Here is a 17,651-nt window from a genome sequence, read left to right as displayed (position 1 = left end):
CGCCTGCGCGAAGCCGAAGGCGATGACAAGGCGCAGCAACCAGCCGCTGGAAGGCATCAGATGATGCCGAAGAGGATTCCGGAGCCGAGCACGATCAGCGAGGTCAGTGCGGCCCACTTGACGACAAACCGCGTGTGGTCGCCGAATTCGACCTTGGCCATGCCGACCAGGACGTACACGGCGGGGACGAGCGGACTCGACATGTGCAGGACCTGGCCGGTGAGCGAGGCGCGGGCGATCTCCAGCGAGGAGACGCCGTGTGCGGCGCCCGCCTCGGCAAGGACCGGCAGGACACCGAAGTAGAAACCGTCGTTCGACATGAAGTAGGTGAGCGGGATGCTCAGGACGCCGGTGACGAGCGCCATGTGCGGGCCCATCCCCTCGGGGATGGCGCCGACGAGCCAGTCAGCCATGTGCTTGACCATGCCGGTGCCCGTGAGGACTCCGGTGAAGACGGCAGCGGCGAAGACCATGCCGGCGACGTTCAGGACGTTCTCGGCATGGGCGGCGATCCGCGCCCTTTGATCGGTCATCTTCGGATAGTTGACCGTCAGGGCGAGCGCGGCGCCGAGCAGGAACAGCACCGGGATCGGCAGCCATTCCATGATCATTGCGGTGAGGAGGGTGACGGTGAGTACCGCGTTGAACCAGTACAGCCTGGGGCGCAGGGTCGCGCGGTTCGGGTCAAGGCCCTGGAAGCCCTCGTCGTCTTCATCCTGCTGGGGAACGTCCGCACCAAAACCGGCACTTCCGGAGGTGGCTCGCCCTTCACTGTCGCCGCCACCCGCCTTGACCAGGACCGTCTCGGTCTCCGGCTCGAGCACCTCGTCGAGCGTGAGGACACCCAGGCGCTTGCGCTCGCGCCGGCCCAGCACGTAGGAGAGGACGAAGACGAAGAGCAGTCCGACACCGAGCGCCGGGATCATCGGGACGAAGACGTCGCCCGCATCCACCTTCAGCGCGGTCGCCGCACGGGCGGTGGGGCCACCCCAGGGGAGGGTGTTCATCACACCGTTGGCCATGGCGGCGACGCCGGTCATCACGACCAGGCTCATCTTGAGGCGCTTGTAGAGCGGATACATCGCCGAGACGGTGATCATGAAGGTGGTGGAGCCGTCGCCGTCGAGCGAGACGATCGCGGCGAGCACCGCCGTACCGACCACTACGCGCAGCGGATCCGCCTTACAGAAGCGCAGAATTCCGCGGACGATCGGGTCGAACAGCCCGACGTCGATCATCACGCCGAAGTAGACGATCGCGAACATCAGCATCGCCGCGGTGGGGGCGAGCGTGCCGACCCCCTCGATGACGTAGTCGCCGAGGTTCGCGCCCTTTCCTACGAATACGCAGAAGAGGGCGGGGATGAGGACCAGCGCCGCGATCGGCGACATCTTCTTCATCATGATCAGGACCAGGAAGGTCGCAATCATGACGAAGCCGAGGATTGTCAGCATTTGGGACACCTAACGTTCACCCTTGAACTCCCACCGGAGCGGCGGTTCGGATGACGTTAGGTCGCGCCAAAGGCCGTTAACAAGATGTTGACGCGTGAGCAATACGAGCAAAACCCCAGGTCATCGCGTAGGTGACACTTCGACGGGGAAGCCGTTGAGTACGGCGGTGCCGGACAGCGGGTCGAGCCGAGAGCCGTCGAGCAGCTGATTGACATTGACTCCGGGGCGCGCGGCGGCCACCGACATCCGGGTGCCCGGCCGGCTGTGTCCCCAGCCGTGCGGCAGGCTCACCACTCCGGTCCGTACGGCGTCGGTGATCTCCACCGGCGCTTCGAGCTCCCCTCCGTCCGCCGTGATACGGGCCTGGGCGCCGTCCTCAAGACCGAGCCGGGCCGCATCGTCCGGGTGGACCTGGAGAGTGCAGCGGTTGGAGCCGCCGTTGAGCGTGGCGACGTTGTGCATCCAGCTGTTGTTGGAGCGCAGATGGCGACGGCCGACGAGGACGAGGGTGGCGGGCCGCTCTTCCAGGGCGCGCCGCAGCCTCGGCAGATCGGCGGCGATGGGCTCCGGCAGCAGCTCGACGCGTCCGCTGCGGGTCTTGAGGACCTGCGGGATCCGGGGCTGCAGCGGGCCGAGGTCGATGCCGTGCGGGTGCTCCAGGAGCTTGTCGAGGGTGAGGTCGTACGGGCCGAGGCGCAGCATCATGTCCAGTCGCCGCTCCGGCCCGCTGCGGCCGGTGAGCTGTGCGGTCAGCTCCTTCACGTCCTGGCCGTGGACCGGGGAGTGCGGATCGGCGACGGCCTTGGTGAGGGTGCGCTCGATGACCATGTCGTCGACGGCGTCCGGATCCGCGCCGTGCATGTCGCCGACGGCGAGCACCAGACGGGCCTGGATCTCGCACTCGCCGAGGCGGCCCTCCTCCAGGGGAACGACCGCAGGGCTGTAGCGGGCCTGGTTGTGTACGGCGAAGGCGTTGAAGGCGAAGTCGAAGTGCGCGCTCTGGGAGGGCGGCGGCGGGGGCAGCACCACGTCCGCGTGGCGCGAGGTCTCGTTGAGGTACGGATCGACGCTGATCATGAAGTCGAGTCCGGCCAGCGCCCGGTCGAGCCGGTCACCGTCGGGTGCGGAGAGCACCGGGTTGGCGGCGAGCGAGATCACCGCGCGGATCCGTCCGTCCCCGGGGGTGTCGATCTCCTCGGCGAGCGCCGCCATGGGCAGTTCGCTCTTGGCCTCGGGGTGGCCGCTGACCCTGCTCGTCCAGCGGCCGAGGGCGAAGCCCTTGCCGGGGGCGGCGGGGCGGGGTGCGCGGTCGGTGGCGGAGAGCGGGAAGAGCGCGCCGCCGGGGCGGTCGAGGTTGCCGGTGAGCACGTTGAGGACGTCGACCAGCCAATTGGTCAGGGTGCCGTACTCCACGGTGCTGCTGCCGACACGTCCGTACACGGCGGCGGTGGGCGCGGCGGCGAGCTCGCGGGCCATCGTACGGATCTCCTCGGCGTCCATGTCGCAGGCCGCGGCGACCGCTTCCGGCGTGAACTCCCGTACCGCCTCCGCGACTTCAGCCACTCCCTCGACATGCGCTTCGAGCGCTCCGAGGTCGGTGAGCTTCTCCTCGAAGAGGGTCTGGGCGATGGCGGCGAGCAGCAGGGCGTCGGCGCCGGGCCGGATGGCGATATGCCGGTCGGCGAGCTGCGCGGTGCGGGTGCGGCGCGGGTCGACGACGGTCAGCGTGCCGCCGCGGCGGCGCAGCGCCTTGAGCTTGCCCGGGAAGTCGGCCGCGGTGCACAGGCTGCCGTTGGAGTCGAAGGGGTTGGCGCCGAGGAGCAGCAGATGGTCGGTGCGGTCCAGGTCAGGGACGGGGATGGCGACGGGGTCACCGAAGAGCAGCCCGCTGGAGACATGCTTGGGCATCTGATCCAGGGTGCTGGCGGTGAAGAGATTGCGGGTACGCAGCAGCGAGAGCAGTACGGGCGGATAGAGCGCGCCGGCCATGGTGTGAACGTTGGGATTGCCCAGGACCACGCCCACGGCATTCGGTCCGTGCTCCTCGATCAGCGGCCTGATCCGGTCCGCGATCACGTCGAAGACCTCCTCCCAACTGGCCTCCTGGAGCTCGCCGTTCTTGCGTACGAGGGGGGCGCGCAGCCGGTCGGGGTCGGCGTCGAGCTCCCCGAAGGACGCACCCTTGGGGCAGATGAAGCCCTTGCTGAATATGTCGTCGCGGTCACCGCGGGCGCGGGTGACACGGGTGCCCTCGATGGTGAGGGTCAGTCCGCAGGTGGCCTCACAAAGGGGACAGATGCGCAATGCGGTACGGGTGGCAGCTGTGCGGGACATGGGCCCTCCCCGGGGCGACGGCGGTGGCGCGCGGTTCAGGGTCGAGCATACCGACCGGTATGCACGGAGGGGAGGGGTACGAGCGGTCTTCCCATAACTGGGGCTCCGCCCGGACCCGCGCCACAGCCGCCGACGGGCTGGATTTGGGGCTCCGCCCCGGACCCGGCGCCTCAAACTGCCCCAGACTTCGTCCGGGGGGACCCCCAGGGGCTCCGGTGGAGCCCGTCCGGCGTAGGGGGAGTACCGGGGTCTGGGGGCTTGCCCCCCCACGTGGCGGAGCCGCAAATCGATACAGCGGGAAGGGGCGGGGTGGGGAACAAGCCCGCCGCAGGCGACCGCGCCCCACCCCGACGCCCTAGTCCAGGACCCGCGCGAGATACGCGCGCAACAGCTCCCGCGTCTCCGCGACGATCCCCTCGTCCCCCGCCGACTCCACCCGAAAGGCGAGTTGCAGCAGCGCGTCCGCCGCCTCGACCGAGATCAGCACCGCCCTGCGCAGCTCCTCGTCGACGCCGCGGCCCAGATGGCCGGCGAGCAGTTCGGCGAGACGGTCGGCGACCTGATGGTTCGCTCCGACCGCAGGCGCGCCCACCGGGATCCGGTAGCCGAAGTCGATCAGCGCGAAGCCGGGGACGGTGCGCTTCATCGCCAGGTACTCGTCCAGGACGGCATCAAGGGCGCCGCGCCAGTCGCCCGCACCGAGCGAGGCGATGCGCCCGCTGATCCGCTCGGCGTAACTGTCCAGATTGCGGTGGGCGAGAGCGTCGGCGAGGGCACGCTTATTGCCGAAGAAGCGGTAGACGGAACCGATGGGGACCCCTGCCCTGGCGGCCACCGCGCGGGTGGACAGCTCCTCGTAACCGGTCTCGTCGAGGAGTTCGGCACAGGCGTCCAGGATCCGGGCGAGCCGCTCGGCGCTGCGCTGCTGCACGGGCGTACGGCGGAGATGGGCTGGGGACACGCGGTCCATCATGCCGACCTGTTGCCGTTGACGGGGCGGTCCCGTAATCCTATGGTTATGCATAGGAATCCTTCGGCACCGGGAGGGGACGATGAGCGGCATCGAGCAGGCGCGCAAGACCGCCGACGGCCTTGGGTACTCGCCCGGCTTCGGCAATGAGCACAGCTCGGAGGCCGTACCGGGCGCACTTCCGCACGGTCGCAACTCACCGCAGCGAGCACCGCTCGGGCTGTACGCGGAACAGCTGAGCGGCAGCGCGTTCACCGAGCCGCGCGCCCACAACCGCCGCTCCTGGCTGTACCGGATCCGCCCGTCGGCCGCCCATCCGCCGTTCGTCCGCATCGGCAACGGCGGCGTACGCAGCGCGCCCTTCACCGAGTCCGTCCCCGACCCCAACCGGCTCCGCTGGAACCCCCTGCCGGAGCCCGCACCCGGCACAGACTGGCTGGCCGGTCTGTGGACGCTCGGCGGCAATGGGGACGCGACCCAGCGCACCGGCATGGCCGTGCACCTCTACCACGCCAACGCCTCCATGACCGACCGGGTGTTCAGCGACTCGGACGGCGAGCTGCTGATCGTGCCCGAGCGCGGTGGGCTGCTGCTGCGCACGGAGCTGGGGCTGCTCGCCGCCCGGCCCGGCGAGGTGGCGCTGATCCCCCGCGGGGTCCGTTTCCGGGTCGAGCTGCTCGCCGCTGTGCCTGATGGCGGGCAGAGCCCGACCGCCCGCGGCTATGTCTGCGAGAACTACGGTCAGCCCTTCCAGCTGCCCGACCTCGGGCCGATCGGCGCAAACGGCCTCGCCAACGCCCGGGACTTCCTCGCGCCCTTGGCGGCGTACGAGGATGTGGAGGGCCCGGTCGAGGTCGTCAACAAGTTCTGCGGGAACCTCTGGGCCGCGACGTACGACCACTCGCCGCTCGATGTCGTCGCCTGGCACGGCAATCATGTTCCGTACGTCTACGACCTGCGCCGCTTCAATGTGATCGGGACGATCTCGTACGACCACCCGGATCCGTCGATCTTCACCGTGCTGACGTCGCCGAGCGACACCCCGGGCCTGGCCGGGGTCGACTTCGTGGTCTTCGCGCCGCGCTGGCTGGTCGGCGAGGACACCTTCCGGCCGCCGTACTTCCACCGCAATGTGATGAGCGAGTACATGGGCCTGATCGAGGGCGCGTACGACGCCAAGGCCGAGGGCTTCGTGCCCGGCGGCGGTTCGCTGCACAACATGATGTCCGCGCACGGGCCCGACCGGGAGACCTTCGACCGCGCAAGCGCCGCCGAGCTGAAGCCACAGAAGATCGACGACGGGCTTGCGTTCATGTTCGAGACGCGCTGGCCGGTGACGGCGACCGCGCAGGCGGCGAACGCGGACCATCTGCAGGAGGGGTACGACGACGTGTGGCAGGGTCTTGAGCGCCACTTCCGGTCGTAGTACGGAGTACCCCGTGACCGCCTTTGCCCCCGACTCGCTGGTCCTGAACCGCAAGCTGCCGCTGTGGTACCAGGTCTCGCAGTCCCTGCGCGCCTCCATACTGGGCCGAGCGCCCGAGGCGTCGCTGCGGCTGCCGACCGAGGAGCAGCTCGCCGCGCACTACGGCGTCAGCGTGCTGACCATGCGCCAGGCCCTCAAGGAGCTGGAGGAGGAGGGCCTGATCAGCAGGCACCGGCGGCGCGGCACCTTTATCGAGCCGGGGGCGCGGCGGGGCGCGCCGAGGCGGCTGCTGGGCTCGATCGACGCGATCGTGGCCCAGCAGTCGGGCGAGCGGACGACGATCCTGGGACACGGGCCCGAGCCGGTCCGGGGCGACCTCGCGGAGTACTTCCCCGACGTGGCCGAGGTCGTGACGTACCGGCGGCTGCGCTGCGACGGCGAGAGCGGTGAGCCGACCAACTGGGCGGAGAACGCGCTGGCCCCGGATGTGGCGGCGGGGCTGGACGTCGCGGATCTGGAGCGCTGGCCGATGACGAAGGTGCTGCGGGATTCGCTGGGGGTACGGATCAGCAGGATCACGGACACGGTGGAGGCGCGGCTGGCCGACCCGTCGACGGCGGAGCTGCTGAAGGTGCCGTTGCTGAGCCCGATCCTGCATTACACGGGGGTGACGTACGACGAGGGCGGGCGGGTGGTGGATGTGGCGCGGATTCGGTACAGGGGGGACCGGTTCTCGTTCTCGGTGACGGTCGACGCGGAGTGACCGTTCGGTCGGGGGTGCGGGCCTCGGGGTATGGGCGTCCGCGGGGCGGGCGTCCGGGAGCGAGGCGTCCGCGGGCGGGGCTCGGGGTGGTGGGCCCGGGGCGGGCCTCCGGGCCCCCGGTTAGCATTTCGGCATGCCGATGCTGGACGAGCTCATGCCGTGGGGCGTACCCCCATTGCGGCTGGGGCGGGCCTGGGTGATGGCCCCGGATGCGGGCTCTCTCAAGGCCCGGTGGGATGCTCTTGTGCGCGCCGAGGGCGTCGAGCGCGATGCCTTGTTCGGGTGCACTCGGGCCCGTACGCCGCGCAGTGCCGTTGCCCAGTTGCCCGGGCAGACCAGCGGGACGGGCAGGTTCGTCCGGGAGGACGGGCGGTGTCCCGCGCCGGTGCGGGTGCTGCACGGGGCCTTCGACGAGCAGTGGCTGATTCCCGACCACCGGCTCATCGACTCCGCCCGGCCCGAATTGTGGCGGGTCGCCGATGAGCGGCAGGTGTTTGTCGTTGAGCAGGGGTGGGTGGCCGACGCGTCGGGGCCTGCCGTGGCCGTATCCGCCCTCTTGCCGGACGGGCGCTCGCCCGCGGGAAGGCCCGGGCGGATTCGTCCGCTCTACCGGCGGCCCGGTGGTGTCGAGCCCAATCTCGCGCCCGGGCTGCTGTCCGCCCTGGGGAGCCGGTACGGGCGCGAAGTCGAGACCGACGACGTCGTTGCCTGGATCGTCGCGGCCGCCGAGACGTCGGCAGCGGGATGCGTGGTGCCGCTGCCCGTCGACCCCCACGTGTGGGTCGACGGTGTGGAGTTGGGGCGGCGGATGATGGAGGTCCAGCTGCGTGGGGCCCGGGGCGGCGAGCGACCCCGGCTGCCGGGCGGCCGGCGGCCGTATGTGCGGGCCGCCGTGCCCGCGCGACCGGACGCGATCGCGTACGACGCCGAGGAGGAGGTGCTCAGCCTCGGAACCGGCCGGATCTCACCCGTACCCGCGGATGCCTGGGACTTCGAGGTGGGTGGCGTACGCGTGCTGGAGCTCTGGTTCGAGCGTCGTACCGCCGGGGCCGAGCCCGGGACGCTGGAGGCGATCCGGCCCGCGGTGTGGCCGCAGGAGTGGACCTCCGAGTTGCTGGAACTGATCACCGTGCTGGCACTGCTCGGTCAACTCAGGCTCCAGAAGCAGGAGTTGAAGGGGATGGAGATCACCGAGCTCCCGGGTGTTCTGCCGCCGAGCGACGTAACCCGGCGGCCCGCCTCCGTACTCGACCATCACGAGGAAGGGCCGGAGGGTCAGTTCGCCCTGTTGTGACGGACGTTGTGAGGGGCGAATGAATCGGCCAGATTGTCATGCGCGGGTCTCGCGTCCCCCGCCGGCCCCTGCGCGAACGCCCGCAGGACGTTGGCCGTCACGGTACGGGTGAACTTCCCGGCCCGCTCGTCCAGTCCGTGGTTCGCCTTGCCCCCGCCCGGGCCGGTCGCCTCCAGCGCCTCGACCCAGCGCATCGTGCCCGTGGCGAAGACACCCGCCCCGCCGGGCAGGGAGCAGTAGGCCATGTCGGCGTACGAGGGGCGTCCTTTGCACACCACCGGCGAATGCGCCAGGATCTCGATCGGCCGAGGCGTGGGATGAGCCGGGTTCACCCGGTCGTACTCGACGCCCACCAGGTGGGGGAAGGCATCGCCCAGCCGCGCCCCGGTGCCCTCCAAAAGCCAGTGATCCGGATGGGACACCACGAACGGCGCGTCCACCGGGTAGCCGTCGTAGATGACCCCGAGCAGGGAACTCTCGGGTTCGGGTGCGGGCATGCGCCGGTAGTCGTTCGTCGGGGGGCACCCGCGCTGGAACCCGGGGTCCTTGGCGTAGTCGCCCTTGTAGCAGACCACGATCCGGTCCGCTCCCACGGCGGACGGCTCGAAGCGGACACGCCGGTAGCAGCAGTTGGCCCCGAGCACGGCCAGGTTCATACCCCCGTCGCGCGCCGAGGTCACATGCCGCCGCTGCTCGGGGCTCCAGTACTCGTCGTGCCCCAGCGAGAGCATGGCCACGGCCCCGCCCAGGAAACGCGGCTCACGGGCCACGTCCACTCCCGTGGCGTACGCCAGCGGAAGCCCTATCCGCTCGGCGAGCGCGACCAACGGCGCTTCATAGACGAGGTACTGGCCGGCCCCATGACCACCCGAGTAGGGACGGTCGAATGACACCGCGAGGGATCGCGAACCCTTCTTGCCGGTCGTGCCTTTGTACAGGTCGGCGCCACCCCACCGGTTGTACGCCTGCCAGGTGGCGACCGAATTGACCACCGCCGTGCGGCCGGCTGCGGAAGAAGACCGGATCGTGAGCGGTACGAACCTCTGCCCCCGGCCGTCCTCGGCGTCCAGCCGCAGCAGGTAGCAGCCCTCCGGCCAGCCCGAGGTGTCCACTTCCGCCGTCCGCCGCCAGTCGGCACGCGCCATACGCGTACCGGCATCGAGCAGCGCCGGAGACTGAAGCACCCCCGGCAGTAGGCCCGACCTCCAGACGAGACGAGCCCTCACTCCGCCGTACCAGCCCATCCTGTACGCCGAAACGGTGTAGGCCGCAGCCGTCGTCGACACACGCAGCGCGACGGCCTCCCCAGAGCGCACGCTGACGCGCTCGGCGAAGCCTTGAATGGCACCAGCCGCGCCCGCCCGGGTGATCCGCCAGTCACGATCTCCCGGCCGGGAGTTCTCGGCACGCACGTCGAGCCCGGACTCCTCCCGCACGTCCCCGGGCCGGCCACCGGGTACCGCGCCGGACTGCGCGGCCGATTCCGTACCGAGCCACGACTGCGAAGAGACGAACGTGGCTGCGGCCAGCCCCAGCACCCGCCTGCGCCCGAACCACTCCGGGTACCCCGCCCCGCCTGGTACCTCATGTTTCGTCACGTCAGTCACGTAGTGGTTCCACTTCTACCCGGCATAGGCGGGCAATCTATCGTCAATCACCCTCCAGGATCCGACCCATCGGACACGCCCTACGCCACCAGCGTCTTGACCATGACCGCGAAGACCGGCGAGTCCGCGAACGGCTGGCGCTCGCCGACCCTGTTGTAGCCCCAGCTCTCGTACACGCTCTCCACCTTGGGGTGCGTAGTGTCCACCAGGAGGACGGCCAGGTGTTCGTCTCGTTTTTCCAGCAGCGCCTCGTGGAGCCGATCCGCCGTCCCGGTCTTGCGCCACTCCGGACGCACCATCACCTCCGAAACCGCGTACGTCTGCGACTTCTCGGGGACCGGGTCGAGGTGATCGCGCCACCATTCACGCCCGTCGGTCAGCGGCCCGCCGTAGGCGAAGCCGACCGGCTGGGCTCGGTCGTAACCGATCACGCACGTGAATCCGGGCATCCCGCCCCAGTGGTCCACGAACCAGGGGAAGCGCTGGACGAACGGATCGTTCGGCGAGTACTCAGGGATCTTCGCGTGCACGTCGAGGATGAGCACCTGTCGGATCGTTGCGAAGTCTTCGTGACAGTAGTGCCGCAGCTCTATCACGGCGTCAGCTCCATTTCGTGCGCAGGCGGTCGGTCCAGTCGTGAGCCTGCGCGGTTCCCGGTGCACCGGTCGTTGACTGGTCATCACACCGCCCAGGGAGCTGAGCCGCCAACAGGCTCTCCCTAGCAGGCCCCGGGCGGCACGAAAGAGCGGTAGTCGGTCCCCGCCTCCCCCGTCGGGATCGGCTGCCCTCCAACCCCACACCGAGGAGTAGTCCTCATGACCCGCCGTGCCCGCATTCTCGTCTCCGGAGGCCCGTGCGCCGTCGCAATCGCCCGCGACCGTGTCCTGGCACACGTCCGGGCCTGGGGGGTGCCACTGGATGAAGAGCTGCGCGAGGCGGTCAAGCTGGTCGCCTCGGAACTGATCACGAACGCCGTGGTGCATGGCGGTGGCTTCACCATGGTCGGCGTTCATCTCGGCGATGGCCGTCTCCTCGTGGTGGTCCACGACGGCAACCCGGCCGAGCCCAGGCGGAAGTACGCGACCGGCGACGCCGAGGCAGGGCGGGGTCTTGCCCTGGTGGAGTCACCGGCCAAGTGCAACGGCTGGGAGCCGACTGCCCGGGGGAGGAAGGTGTGGGCAGAGTTCGAGGTTCCCGTCCCGTCGCCGGCCGCACGCGGTGAGATTCTGCGCCGCAGTATGAAGTCCGCTGCTCCGCGCGCGTACGTCAACACGATGCCGTCTTGGTAAGCGATGGCGGCCGGACGAGCGGACTGGCGCCGGTCGCTTCCCCCAGGGGGCGACCGGCGTCACCTCTTCTGCCAGTCAGAGCTTCCAGCGTCAGACACGGAAGGTGACGACATCCAAACCGTGTGGCTCGGCGAGCCGTCGGGACCGTCCTGGCGCCTCCCCGCCTGACTGCTCGCCGCGCGCCGTGTGGCACAAAACGGCTGGTAAGCGGTCCAGGGGGTGACAAAGGTGGTACGTACACGATAGGCACGGCTCATGAACCACCCTCTCCCCCTCGACGGGATCACGGTCGTCGCCGTCGAGCAGGCCGTCTCTGCGCCCTTCGCCACGCGCCAGCTCGCCGACCTCGGCGCCCGCGTCATCAAGATCGAGCGCCCCGACGGCGGCGACTTCGCGCGCGGCTACGACACCGCCGCCCGCGGGCTCGCCTCGCATTTCGTCTGGTGCAACCGCGGCAAGGAGTCCATCGCCGTCGATCTGAAGGACCCGCGCGGCTTGGAGATCGTGCGTCAACTCGTCGCGGACGCCGATGTGTTCGTGCAGAACCTCGCCCAGGGCGCGGCCGCCCGGCTCGGTCTGGACGCGGACACTCTGTGCGCCGCGCACCCGCGGCTGATCGCCGTGGACATCTCCGGATACGGCGCGGAGGGGCCGTATGCCCACAAGCGCGCGTACGACATGCTCGTGCAGTGCGAGGCGGGCCTCGTGTCGGTGACCGGGACCGCGGAGCAGCCCGTCAAGGCGGGCATTCCGGCGGCCGACATCGCGGCGGCCATGTACGCCTTCTCGGGGGTGCTGGCGGCGCTGCTGCGGCGCGGGACCACGGGCGTCGGAGGCCCTGTGGAGGTCTCGATGCTGGAGTCACTGGCCGAGTGGATGGGGCATCCGCTGCACTACGGGATGCATGGGGGTGAGGCCCCGGCGCGCACGGGGGTCGCGCACGCCGTCATCTCGCCCTACGACGCCTACACAACGGCGGACGGCGGGCAGGTGCTGCTGTCGGTGCAGAACGACCGGGAGTGGCGGCGGCTGGCCGACCAGGTGCTCGGGCGGCCGGAGTTGGGGGCCGATCCGGTCTTCGCGACCAACACGGCCCGTACGGCGAACCGGGAGAAGACCGATGCGGTGGTGGCCGAGGCGCTGGCCCGCCTCGACACACGGGAGGCGATCGGCCGGCTGGAGGCGGCGGGCATCGCATGCGCCCGGCTCAACAACGTGACGGATGTGGCCGGGCATGCTCAGCTCGCCGCGCGGGACCGGTGGCGAGAGGTGGACTCACCGGTCGGGCCGCTGCGGGCACTGCTGCCGCCGATCACTCTCCCGGGCGGGCCGGAGGCGCGGATGGGCGCGGTTCCCGCACTCGGCGAGCACACCGATGCGCTGCTGAAGGCCCTGGGGATGACGGATGAGGGGACAGCGGCGCTGCGCCGGGACGGTGTGGTCGCCTGAGCGCGTTCGCGTAGGAGAGAGCGTCCTGGGGGTCGGTCAGCCGCGGCTGCCGAACAGTGAGCGACGCAGCCGCCTGAGCGGCGCGAAGAGCGAGACACGCGCGCTCTTGCTCTTGCGGGTGTGCGCGACATCGCGTGAGGTGAGCTCGAGCATCAGCGACGTCGCCTCGGCCGTCTCACCCTGCGGGACGGCAGGGCCGCCGAGCACCGAGAGATGGCGGTCGAGACGCGTGCTGGTCGCACTGCTCCCACACGTGATTGCAGGCACTCGCGCCCTGCTGCGCACCGTTATCTGTTCCATGTCACTCCCCACCCGTACGAGGGCACCCGGCCCGGGCAGGTTAACCCTATCGTCCCGCGGTGACACTCGTGTATTCCGGTCACAGGATTCACCACACCCGTACGCGAGTTGACGACTACTCACCGAATCCACGTGATTCCAGGGCGAGTTGGACAGAGCGTCAGGAAAAACTTCCTGGACTCCCGACCAATCCGAACAGCCCTCCGCACCGAATGGCTGGCATCGAAGCAAGACCAGCACTCGCGAAGGACGGATTCGATGACCGCAATGAGCAGCAGCGGGCGGGGGCCCAGGAGGCTCGCCGCTCTTACCTGCGTCGCGCTGGCCGCCGGGACACTCGTGGCTTCCGGTGTGACCGGGCTGGAGCCGGGCACGGCCGAGGCTTCCAGCCACCGCGAGGCCCCACTGATCTCCGGGCAGCCGCAGTACGACAACACGGACGTGTACGCGTTCGTCAGCCCCGACAAGCCGGACACCACCACGCTCGTCGCCAACGTGCTGCCGTTCCAGGAACCGGCCGGCGGCCCGAACTTCTTCAAGTTCGCCGACGACGCCCAGTACGACATCCACATCGACAGTGACGGCGACGCCCAGGGCGACCTGATCTACCGGTGGACCTTCAAGGACCACGTCAAGAACGGCAATACGTTCCTCTTCAACACCGGCGCCGTCACCTCCCTCGACGACCCGGACCTCAACATCACGCAGACGTACGACATCGAACTGCTGAGGCTGAAGAACCAGCGTGTGAAGCACAGCACAAAGATCGCCGACGATCTGCCGGTGGCGCCGTCGAACGTGGGCAAGGCGTCCATGCCGGACTACCAGGCCCTGCGCGACCAGGCAGTCAAGCATCTCCCGGGCGGCTCCATGGCGTTCGCGGGCCAGGCGGACGATCCCTTCTTCCTCGACCTGCGCGTCTTCGACCTGCTCTACGGCGGAAACCTCTCCGAGGTCGGCAACGACACGCTCAAGGGCTACAGCGTCAACTCCATCGCCCTGCAGGTGCCGACGGCGTACATCCAGGAGTCGGAGGAGCAGCCCATCGTCGGCATCTGGTCGACCACCCAGCGCAAGAGTGCGAGCGGTCACTGGACCCAGGTGTCCCGGCTCGGTATGCCGCTGGTCAACGAGGTCGTCATACCCGTGAAGGACAAGGACAAGTTCAACGCGTCCGCCCCCTGGAACGACGGTGACTTCCTGAACTTCGTCACCAAGCCGGAACTGCCGAAGCTGATCGAGGGCATCTACAAGATCAAGGCCCCGGCCGAACCGCGCAACGACCTGGTCTCGGTGTTCCTGACCGGGGTCGACAAGCTCAACAAGCCGCCGCATGTCCGTCCCGCGGAGATGCTACGGCTCAACACCTCCATCCAGCCGAGTGCCGAGCCCAAGAGGCTGGGCGTGCTGGACGGCGACAACGCCGGATTCCCCAACGGGCGACGGCTGACGGACGACGTGCTGGACATCGCGCTCCAGGTCGTCGAGGGCGAACTCCTCGGTCAGAAGAACGACTTGGGCGACGCGGTCAACGAGAACGACCAGAAGTTCGGCAAGGCCTTCCCGTACGTGGCGCTCCCGACGGCCGGCTCCCGGGGACCGCTCGCCAAGGAAGGCGGCACCAAGGACGCCCAGGGCAACCTGCTCAGCGGTGGCGCGTCGTCTGCCGCCTCCGGCAGTGACGCCACCAGCACCACGCTGATCGCATCAGCGGTCGCCGCGGGCGCGGGGGTACTGCTCGTCGCCCTGGGCCTCAACTGGTGGCGGATGCGGCGACGGAATCCGTACAGCTGAGCCGTACGCATCTGACCCGTACGCATCTGGCCGTACGCATCTACGAGCGGAAAGGGCAGGACTCATGTCCCTGCGAAGGGAATCAGGGGCGAGCGCCCGGCGCTGGGGAATCCTTCTTCCCGCCGGCGTGATGGCCGTCGCGCTCACCGCGGGTGCTGTCGTGGCCGGCCGGGGGGACCAGGAGCCCCCGGCGGCCCGCACCGCAGCGCCCGTGGCGGACGCGCCGTTCGACCGGATCGGCACCGGTGACCTCGGCCGCGGGGTCACCGGCCTCCAGGCGCATCTGCGGGCGCAGCCCAAGGACGCCCGGGGGTGGGCGGCGCTGGGCGCCGCCTATGTCGAGCAGGCCAGGACCGGCGGTGACCCGACCCGGTACCCGCAGGCAGACAAGGCGCTCGCCCGCTCACTGGCTCTCCAGCCGCAGGGCAATGACGCGGCACTCGCGGGTCGTGCCGCGCTCGCGGCGGCTCGGCACGACTTCCGCGGCGCGCTGCGGGAGGCGGAGGCGGCGCTGAAGGTCAATCCGTACGGCGAGCGGGCGCTCGCCTCCCGGATCGACGCCCTCGTCGAACTGGGCAGCTATCCAAGGGCGTTGGCGGCGGCCGAGGAGGCCGACCGCCGCCGCCCCGGCATTCCCGTCTTCACGCGCTACGCGTACGTACTGGAGCTGCGCGGCGACATCGCGGGAGCCCGCCGGGTGCTCGGACGGGCGCTGGAGTCGGCCTCCTCCCCCGGTGACACGGCGTATGTGGCGACCGCTCTGGGCCAGCTGGAGTGGAGCCAGGGTGCGTACACCCCGGCCCTGCGGCACTTTGCGACCGCGCTCAAGGCGGACCCGGCGTATCTGCCCGCGCTCGAGGGCCGTGCCCGCGCGCAGGCCGCTCGCGGCGACACCAAGGCCGCCGTGTCCGGGCTCGAAGCGGTGGTGAACCGGCTGCCGCTGCCGGGACAGCTGGTGGCGCTCGGTGAGCTGTACGAGGCGGGTGGGCGCAAGGCCGATGCCCGAGCCCAGTACGAACTCATCGGCACCTGGACCGAGTTGGCCCGCGCCAATGGCGTGGACACCGACCTGGACACGGCTCTCGCCCTGGCCGACCACGGTGACCGGGCCCAGGCGCTGGACGCCGCACGCGCCGAGTGGCGCAAGCGCCGCACCGTGCACACGGCGGACGCCCTCGCCTGGGCCCTGCACGTCAACGGCCGTTCCGCGGAGGCCCTTTCGTACGTAAGGACGTCCGCACCGACCGGCTGCCGCAACGCCGTGTTCCTCTACCACCGCGGCATGATCGAACGCGCGGCGGGCAGGACGGCCGTGGCCCGCGGTTCACTGGCCACCGCCCTGAAGATCAACCCCGGGTTCTCCCCCACCGGTTCACGCGCGGCACGAACCGCGCTGAAGGCTCTGGAGGCGTCATGAAGAGGCGTACGACCGCCGTCTGCGCGGCGGTCCTCGTCGCCGGGGCGGCGCTCGCCGTGCTGCCCGCGGGAACGGCCGCCGCGCATCCCCTGGGCAACTTCACGGTCAACCGCTACGACGGGCTCCTCGTCTCGCCCGGCCGGCTGAGCGTCGACCATGTCGAGGATCTGGCGGAGATACCGGCCGCCCAGGCGCGTTCGAAGATCGACCGGAACGGCGACCGGAAGATGTCCACCGGTGAACTGTCCGAGTGGGCCCAGGGCCGCTGCGGTGACGCGGCGCGGGACACCGAGGTCGCGGTCGGACGCCGCCTGGTTCCGCTCACGCCCCGCGCGGGCCACGCGGAGGTACGCCCCGGCCAGGCCGGGCTGCCGACGCTCCGCGTCGAGTGCAGGCTGACGGCCGAACTGCCCGACGGGCGGCAGACGATCGCCTTTCGGGCGGCGGGCGACGGCCAGGGGCCGGGCTGGCGGGAGATCACGGCCGGCGGCGACCGGATGACGCTCACCTCGTCCGACGTACCCAGGGCGTCGGCGTCCCGGCGGCTGGCGCGGTACCCGGAAGGGCAGCTCTCCTCACCGCTGGACCGCAGGACTGCCGGCTTCGCGGTCACTCCTGGCGGGGCACCGGCGGACCGGTCGGAGGCGGCGGCGCCCCCGGCCTCCGTGCTGCCGCGCGGGACCGACCGCTGGACGCAGGCGCTGACCGGTCTGGTGTCCCGGCGCGAACTGACGGCGGGATTCGCCGCGCTGGCACTGGCGACGGCAGTGCTGCTCGGCGCACTGCACGCGCTTGCGCCGGGTCACGGCAAGACCGTGATGGCGGCCGCCGCGGCGGCGGGCGGTCGCAACTCCCTGCGCGACGTCCTCTCGCTGGGCGCGTCGGTGACGGTCACGCACACGCTCGGCGTGTTCGCGCTCGGCGGCCTGATCGCGCTGGGCTCGGCGGCCGCACCGTCGGTGGTGGCGTGGCTGGGCGTCGCGAGCGGGGCGCTGGTGGCGGGGGCGGGGGCGGTGCTGGTACGCAGGGCGTGGAGAAACCGGGGAGATGCGCATGGGCACAGCCACGGGCATGGGCACAGCCACTCCCACGGCCACGACGACAGCCATAGCCACGGGCACGACCACGGCCACTGGGACTCCCACGGCCATGCGCACCCACACAGCCACGACCACCGCCCCCTGGGCGTCCGTTCAACCCTCCTGCTCGGCTTTGCCGGCGGACTGGTCCCCAGTCCGTCCGCCGTCGTCGTACTCGTCGGCGCCGCCGCGCTCGGGCGGGCCTGGTTCGGTCTGCTGCTCGTCATTGCGTACGGCGTCGGGCTCGCCCTCACTCTCGCCGCCGCAGGCTTCGCCGCGGTCCGCCTCGGTGATCGCGCCGCCCGCCTGCTGGCCGACCGGAGCCGTCGCAAGGGACGGGTCTTCTCCGCCGCGCAGCGCGTGATGCCGCTGGGCACGGCCTGCATAGTCCTCGCCCTCGGATGCGGATTGGCGCTCAAGGGGGCGGCAACAGCTCTTGCGTGAGCTAACTTGGGGTAGTTGCTCTGCTACCGAT

The 17,651-nt window shown here is 70.3% G+C and carries 14 protein-coding genes; 8 read left to right on the top strand and 6 right to left on the bottom strand.

Features of this window, described 5'->3' with window-relative positions; translation table 11 throughout:
* Nucleotides 1–56 precede the first annotated feature (56 nt).
* The 3 genes from ACH492_RS23105 to ACH492_RS23095 all read right to left on the bottom strand — a co-directional run bounded on the left by ACH492_RS23105 (nt 57) and on the right by ACH492_RS23095 (nt 4,758).
* Nucleotides 57–1,454 carry a CitMHS family transporter gene (locus ACH492_RS23105; protein ID WP_398989410.1) on the bottom strand — a complete coding sequence of 466 codons (1,398 nt, stop codon included), beginning with the start codon at nt 1,452–1,454 and terminating at the stop codon, nt 57–59.
* Nucleotides 1,455–1,574: 120 nt separating this feature from the next.
* Entirely contained in the window at nt 1,575–3,788 is a 2,214-nt protein-coding gene (locus ACH492_RS23100) for a molybdopterin oxidoreductase family protein (RefSeq protein ID WP_398989408.1), read from the bottom strand.
* Nucleotides 3,789–4,143: 355 nt separating this feature from the next.
* Entirely contained in the window at nt 4,144–4,758 is a 615-nt protein-coding gene (locus ACH492_RS23095; RefSeq protein ID WP_398989748.1) for a TetR family transcriptional regulator, read from the bottom strand.
* An 82-nt stretch (nt 4,759–4,840) separates the two neighbouring features.
* Between ACH492_RS23095 and hmgA the strand changes: the two genes are divergently transcribed.
* From hmgA to ACH492_RS23080, 3 genes are all read left to right on the top strand, one after another.
* Nucleotides 4,841–6,184, top strand: a complete 1,344-nt coding sequence (gene hmgA, locus ACH492_RS23090; RefSeq protein ID WP_398989406.1) for a homogentisate 1,2-dioxygenase — start codon at nt 4,841–4,843, stop codon at nt 6,182–6,184.
* Nucleotides 6,185–6,197: 13 nt separating this feature from the next.
* Nucleotides 6,198–6,947, top strand: coding sequence for a GntR family transcriptional regulator (locus tag ACH492_RS23085; protein WP_398989404.1), 750 nt, complete (start codon nt 6,198–6,200; stop codon nt 6,945–6,947).
* A 133-nt stretch (nt 6,948–7,080) separates the two neighbouring features.
* Nucleotides 7,081–8,241: a type ISP restriction/modification enzyme gene (locus ACH492_RS23080; protein WP_398989402.1), complete on the top strand. Its 1,161-nt coding sequence runs from the start codon at nt 7,081–7,083 to the stop codon at nt 8,239–8,241.
* Here the strand turns inward: ACH492_RS23080 and ACH492_RS23075 are convergent.
* The gene (locus tag ACH492_RS23075; protein WP_398989401.1) at nt 8,223–9,839 is read right to left on the bottom strand and encodes a N,N-dimethylformamidase beta subunit family domain-containing protein; all 1,617 of its coding nucleotides are present in this window, start codon (nt 9,837–9,839) and stop codon (nt 8,223–8,225) included. The two genes, ACH492_RS23080 and ACH492_RS23075, sit on opposite strands and share 19 nt — an antisense overlap.
* Before the next feature lie 89 nt (nt 9,840–9,928).
* Entirely contained in the window at nt 9,929–10,393 is a 465-nt protein-coding gene (locus tag ACH492_RS23070) for a GNAT family N-acetyltransferase (protein WP_398989399.1), read from the bottom strand.
* A gap of 270 nt (nt 10,394–10,663) precedes the next feature.
* On the opposite strand from ACH492_RS23070, the gene ACH492_RS23065 reads away from it, so the two are divergent.
* Nucleotides 10,664–11,137: an ATP-binding protein gene (locus ACH492_RS23065; protein ID WP_398989397.1), complete on the top strand. Its 474-nt coding sequence runs from the start codon at nt 10,664–10,666 to the stop codon at nt 11,135–11,137.
* A 255-nt stretch (nt 11,138–11,392) separates the two neighbouring features.
* Nucleotides 11,393–12,586, top strand: a complete 1,194-nt coding sequence (locus ACH492_RS23060) for a CaiB/BaiF CoA transferase family protein (protein WP_398989395.1) — start codon at nt 11,393–11,395, stop codon at nt 12,584–12,586.
* 36 nt (nt 12,587–12,622) lie between these two features.
* Here ACH492_RS23060 and ACH492_RS23055 read toward each other — a convergent pair whose 3' ends face one another.
* Nucleotides 12,623–12,886, bottom strand: a complete 264-nt coding sequence (locus ACH492_RS23055) for a hypothetical protein (protein WP_398989394.1) — start codon at nt 12,884–12,886, stop codon at nt 12,623–12,625.
* Between the two features lie 258 nt (nt 12,887–13,144).
* Between ACH492_RS23055 and ACH492_RS23050 the strand changes: the two genes are divergently transcribed.
* The 3 genes from ACH492_RS23050 (at nt 13,145) to ACH492_RS23040 (ending at nt 17,620) form a co-directional block, all read left to right on the top strand.
* Complete coding sequence (locus ACH492_RS23050; protein ID WP_398989392.1) at nt 13,145–14,680, top strand: DUF4331 domain-containing protein; 1,536 nt, start codon at nt 13,145–13,147, stop codon at nt 14,678–14,680.
* A 64-nt stretch (nt 14,681–14,744) separates the two neighbouring features.
* Nucleotides 14,745–16,097, top strand: coding sequence for a hypothetical protein (locus ACH492_RS23045; RefSeq protein ID WP_398989390.1), 1,353 nt, complete (start codon nt 14,745–14,747; stop codon nt 16,095–16,097).
* Entirely contained in the window at nt 16,094–17,620 is a 1,527-nt protein-coding gene (locus tag ACH492_RS23040; RefSeq protein WP_398989388.1) for a nickel transporter, read from the top strand. The genes ACH492_RS23045 and ACH492_RS23040 overlap by 4 nt, the downstream gene beginning before the upstream one ends.
* Nucleotides 17,621–17,651 lie beyond the last annotated feature (31 nt).

The organism is Streptomyces sp. NPDC019443 (genome assembly GCF_044389785.1).
Classification (GTDB): Bacteria; Actinomycetota; Actinomycetes; order Streptomycetales; family Streptomycetaceae; genus Streptomyces.
The sequence above is the reverse complement of the archived record's forward strand: the minus strand, read 5'-3'. Positions and strand labels throughout refer to the sequence as shown.

Excerpts from the sequence above, each read along its gene's own strand:
- ACH492_RS23105 (WP_398989410.1), bottom strand. The coding sequence starts at position 1,454 with ATGCTGACAATCCTCGGCTTCGTCATGATTGCGACCTTCCTGGTCCTG.
- ACH492_RS23100 (WP_398989408.1), bottom strand. The coding sequence starts at position 3,788 with ATGTCCCGCACAGCTGCCACCCGTACCGCATTGCGCATCTGTCCCCTT.
- ACH492_RS23095 (WP_398989748.1), bottom strand. The coding sequence starts at position 4,758 with ATGGACCGCGTGTCCCCAGCCCATCTCCGCCGTACGCCCGTGCAGCAG.
- hmgA (WP_398989406.1), top strand. The coding sequence starts at position 4,841 with ATGAGCGGCATCGAGCAGGCGCGCAAGACCGCCGACGGCCTTGGGTAC.
- ACH492_RS23080 (WP_398989402.1), top strand. The coding sequence starts at position 7,081 with ATGCCGATGCTGGACGAGCTCATGCCGTGGGGCGTACCCCCATTGCGG.
- ACH492_RS23065 (WP_398989397.1), top strand. The coding sequence starts at position 10,664 with ATGACCCGCCGTGCCCGCATTCTCGTCTCCGGAGGCCCGTGCGCCGTC.
- ACH492_RS23060 (WP_398989395.1), top strand. The coding sequence starts at position 11,393 with ATGAACCACCCTCTCCCCCTCGACGGGATCACGGTCGTCGCCGTCGAG.
- ACH492_RS23055 (WP_398989394.1), bottom strand. The coding sequence starts at position 12,886 with ATGGAACAGATAACGGTGCGCAGCAGGGCGCGAGTGCCTGCAATCACG.
- ACH492_RS23050 (WP_398989392.1), top strand. The coding sequence starts at position 13,145 with ATGACCGCAATGAGCAGCAGCGGGCGGGGGCCCAGGAGGCTCGCCGCT.
- ACH492_RS23045 (WP_398989390.1), top strand. The coding sequence starts at position 14,745 with ATGTCCCTGCGAAGGGAATCAGGGGCGAGCGCCCGGCGCTGGGGAATC.
- ACH492_RS23040 (WP_398989388.1), top strand. The coding sequence starts at position 16,094 with ATGAAGAGGCGTACGACCGCCGTCTGCGCGGCGGTCCTCGTCGCCGGG.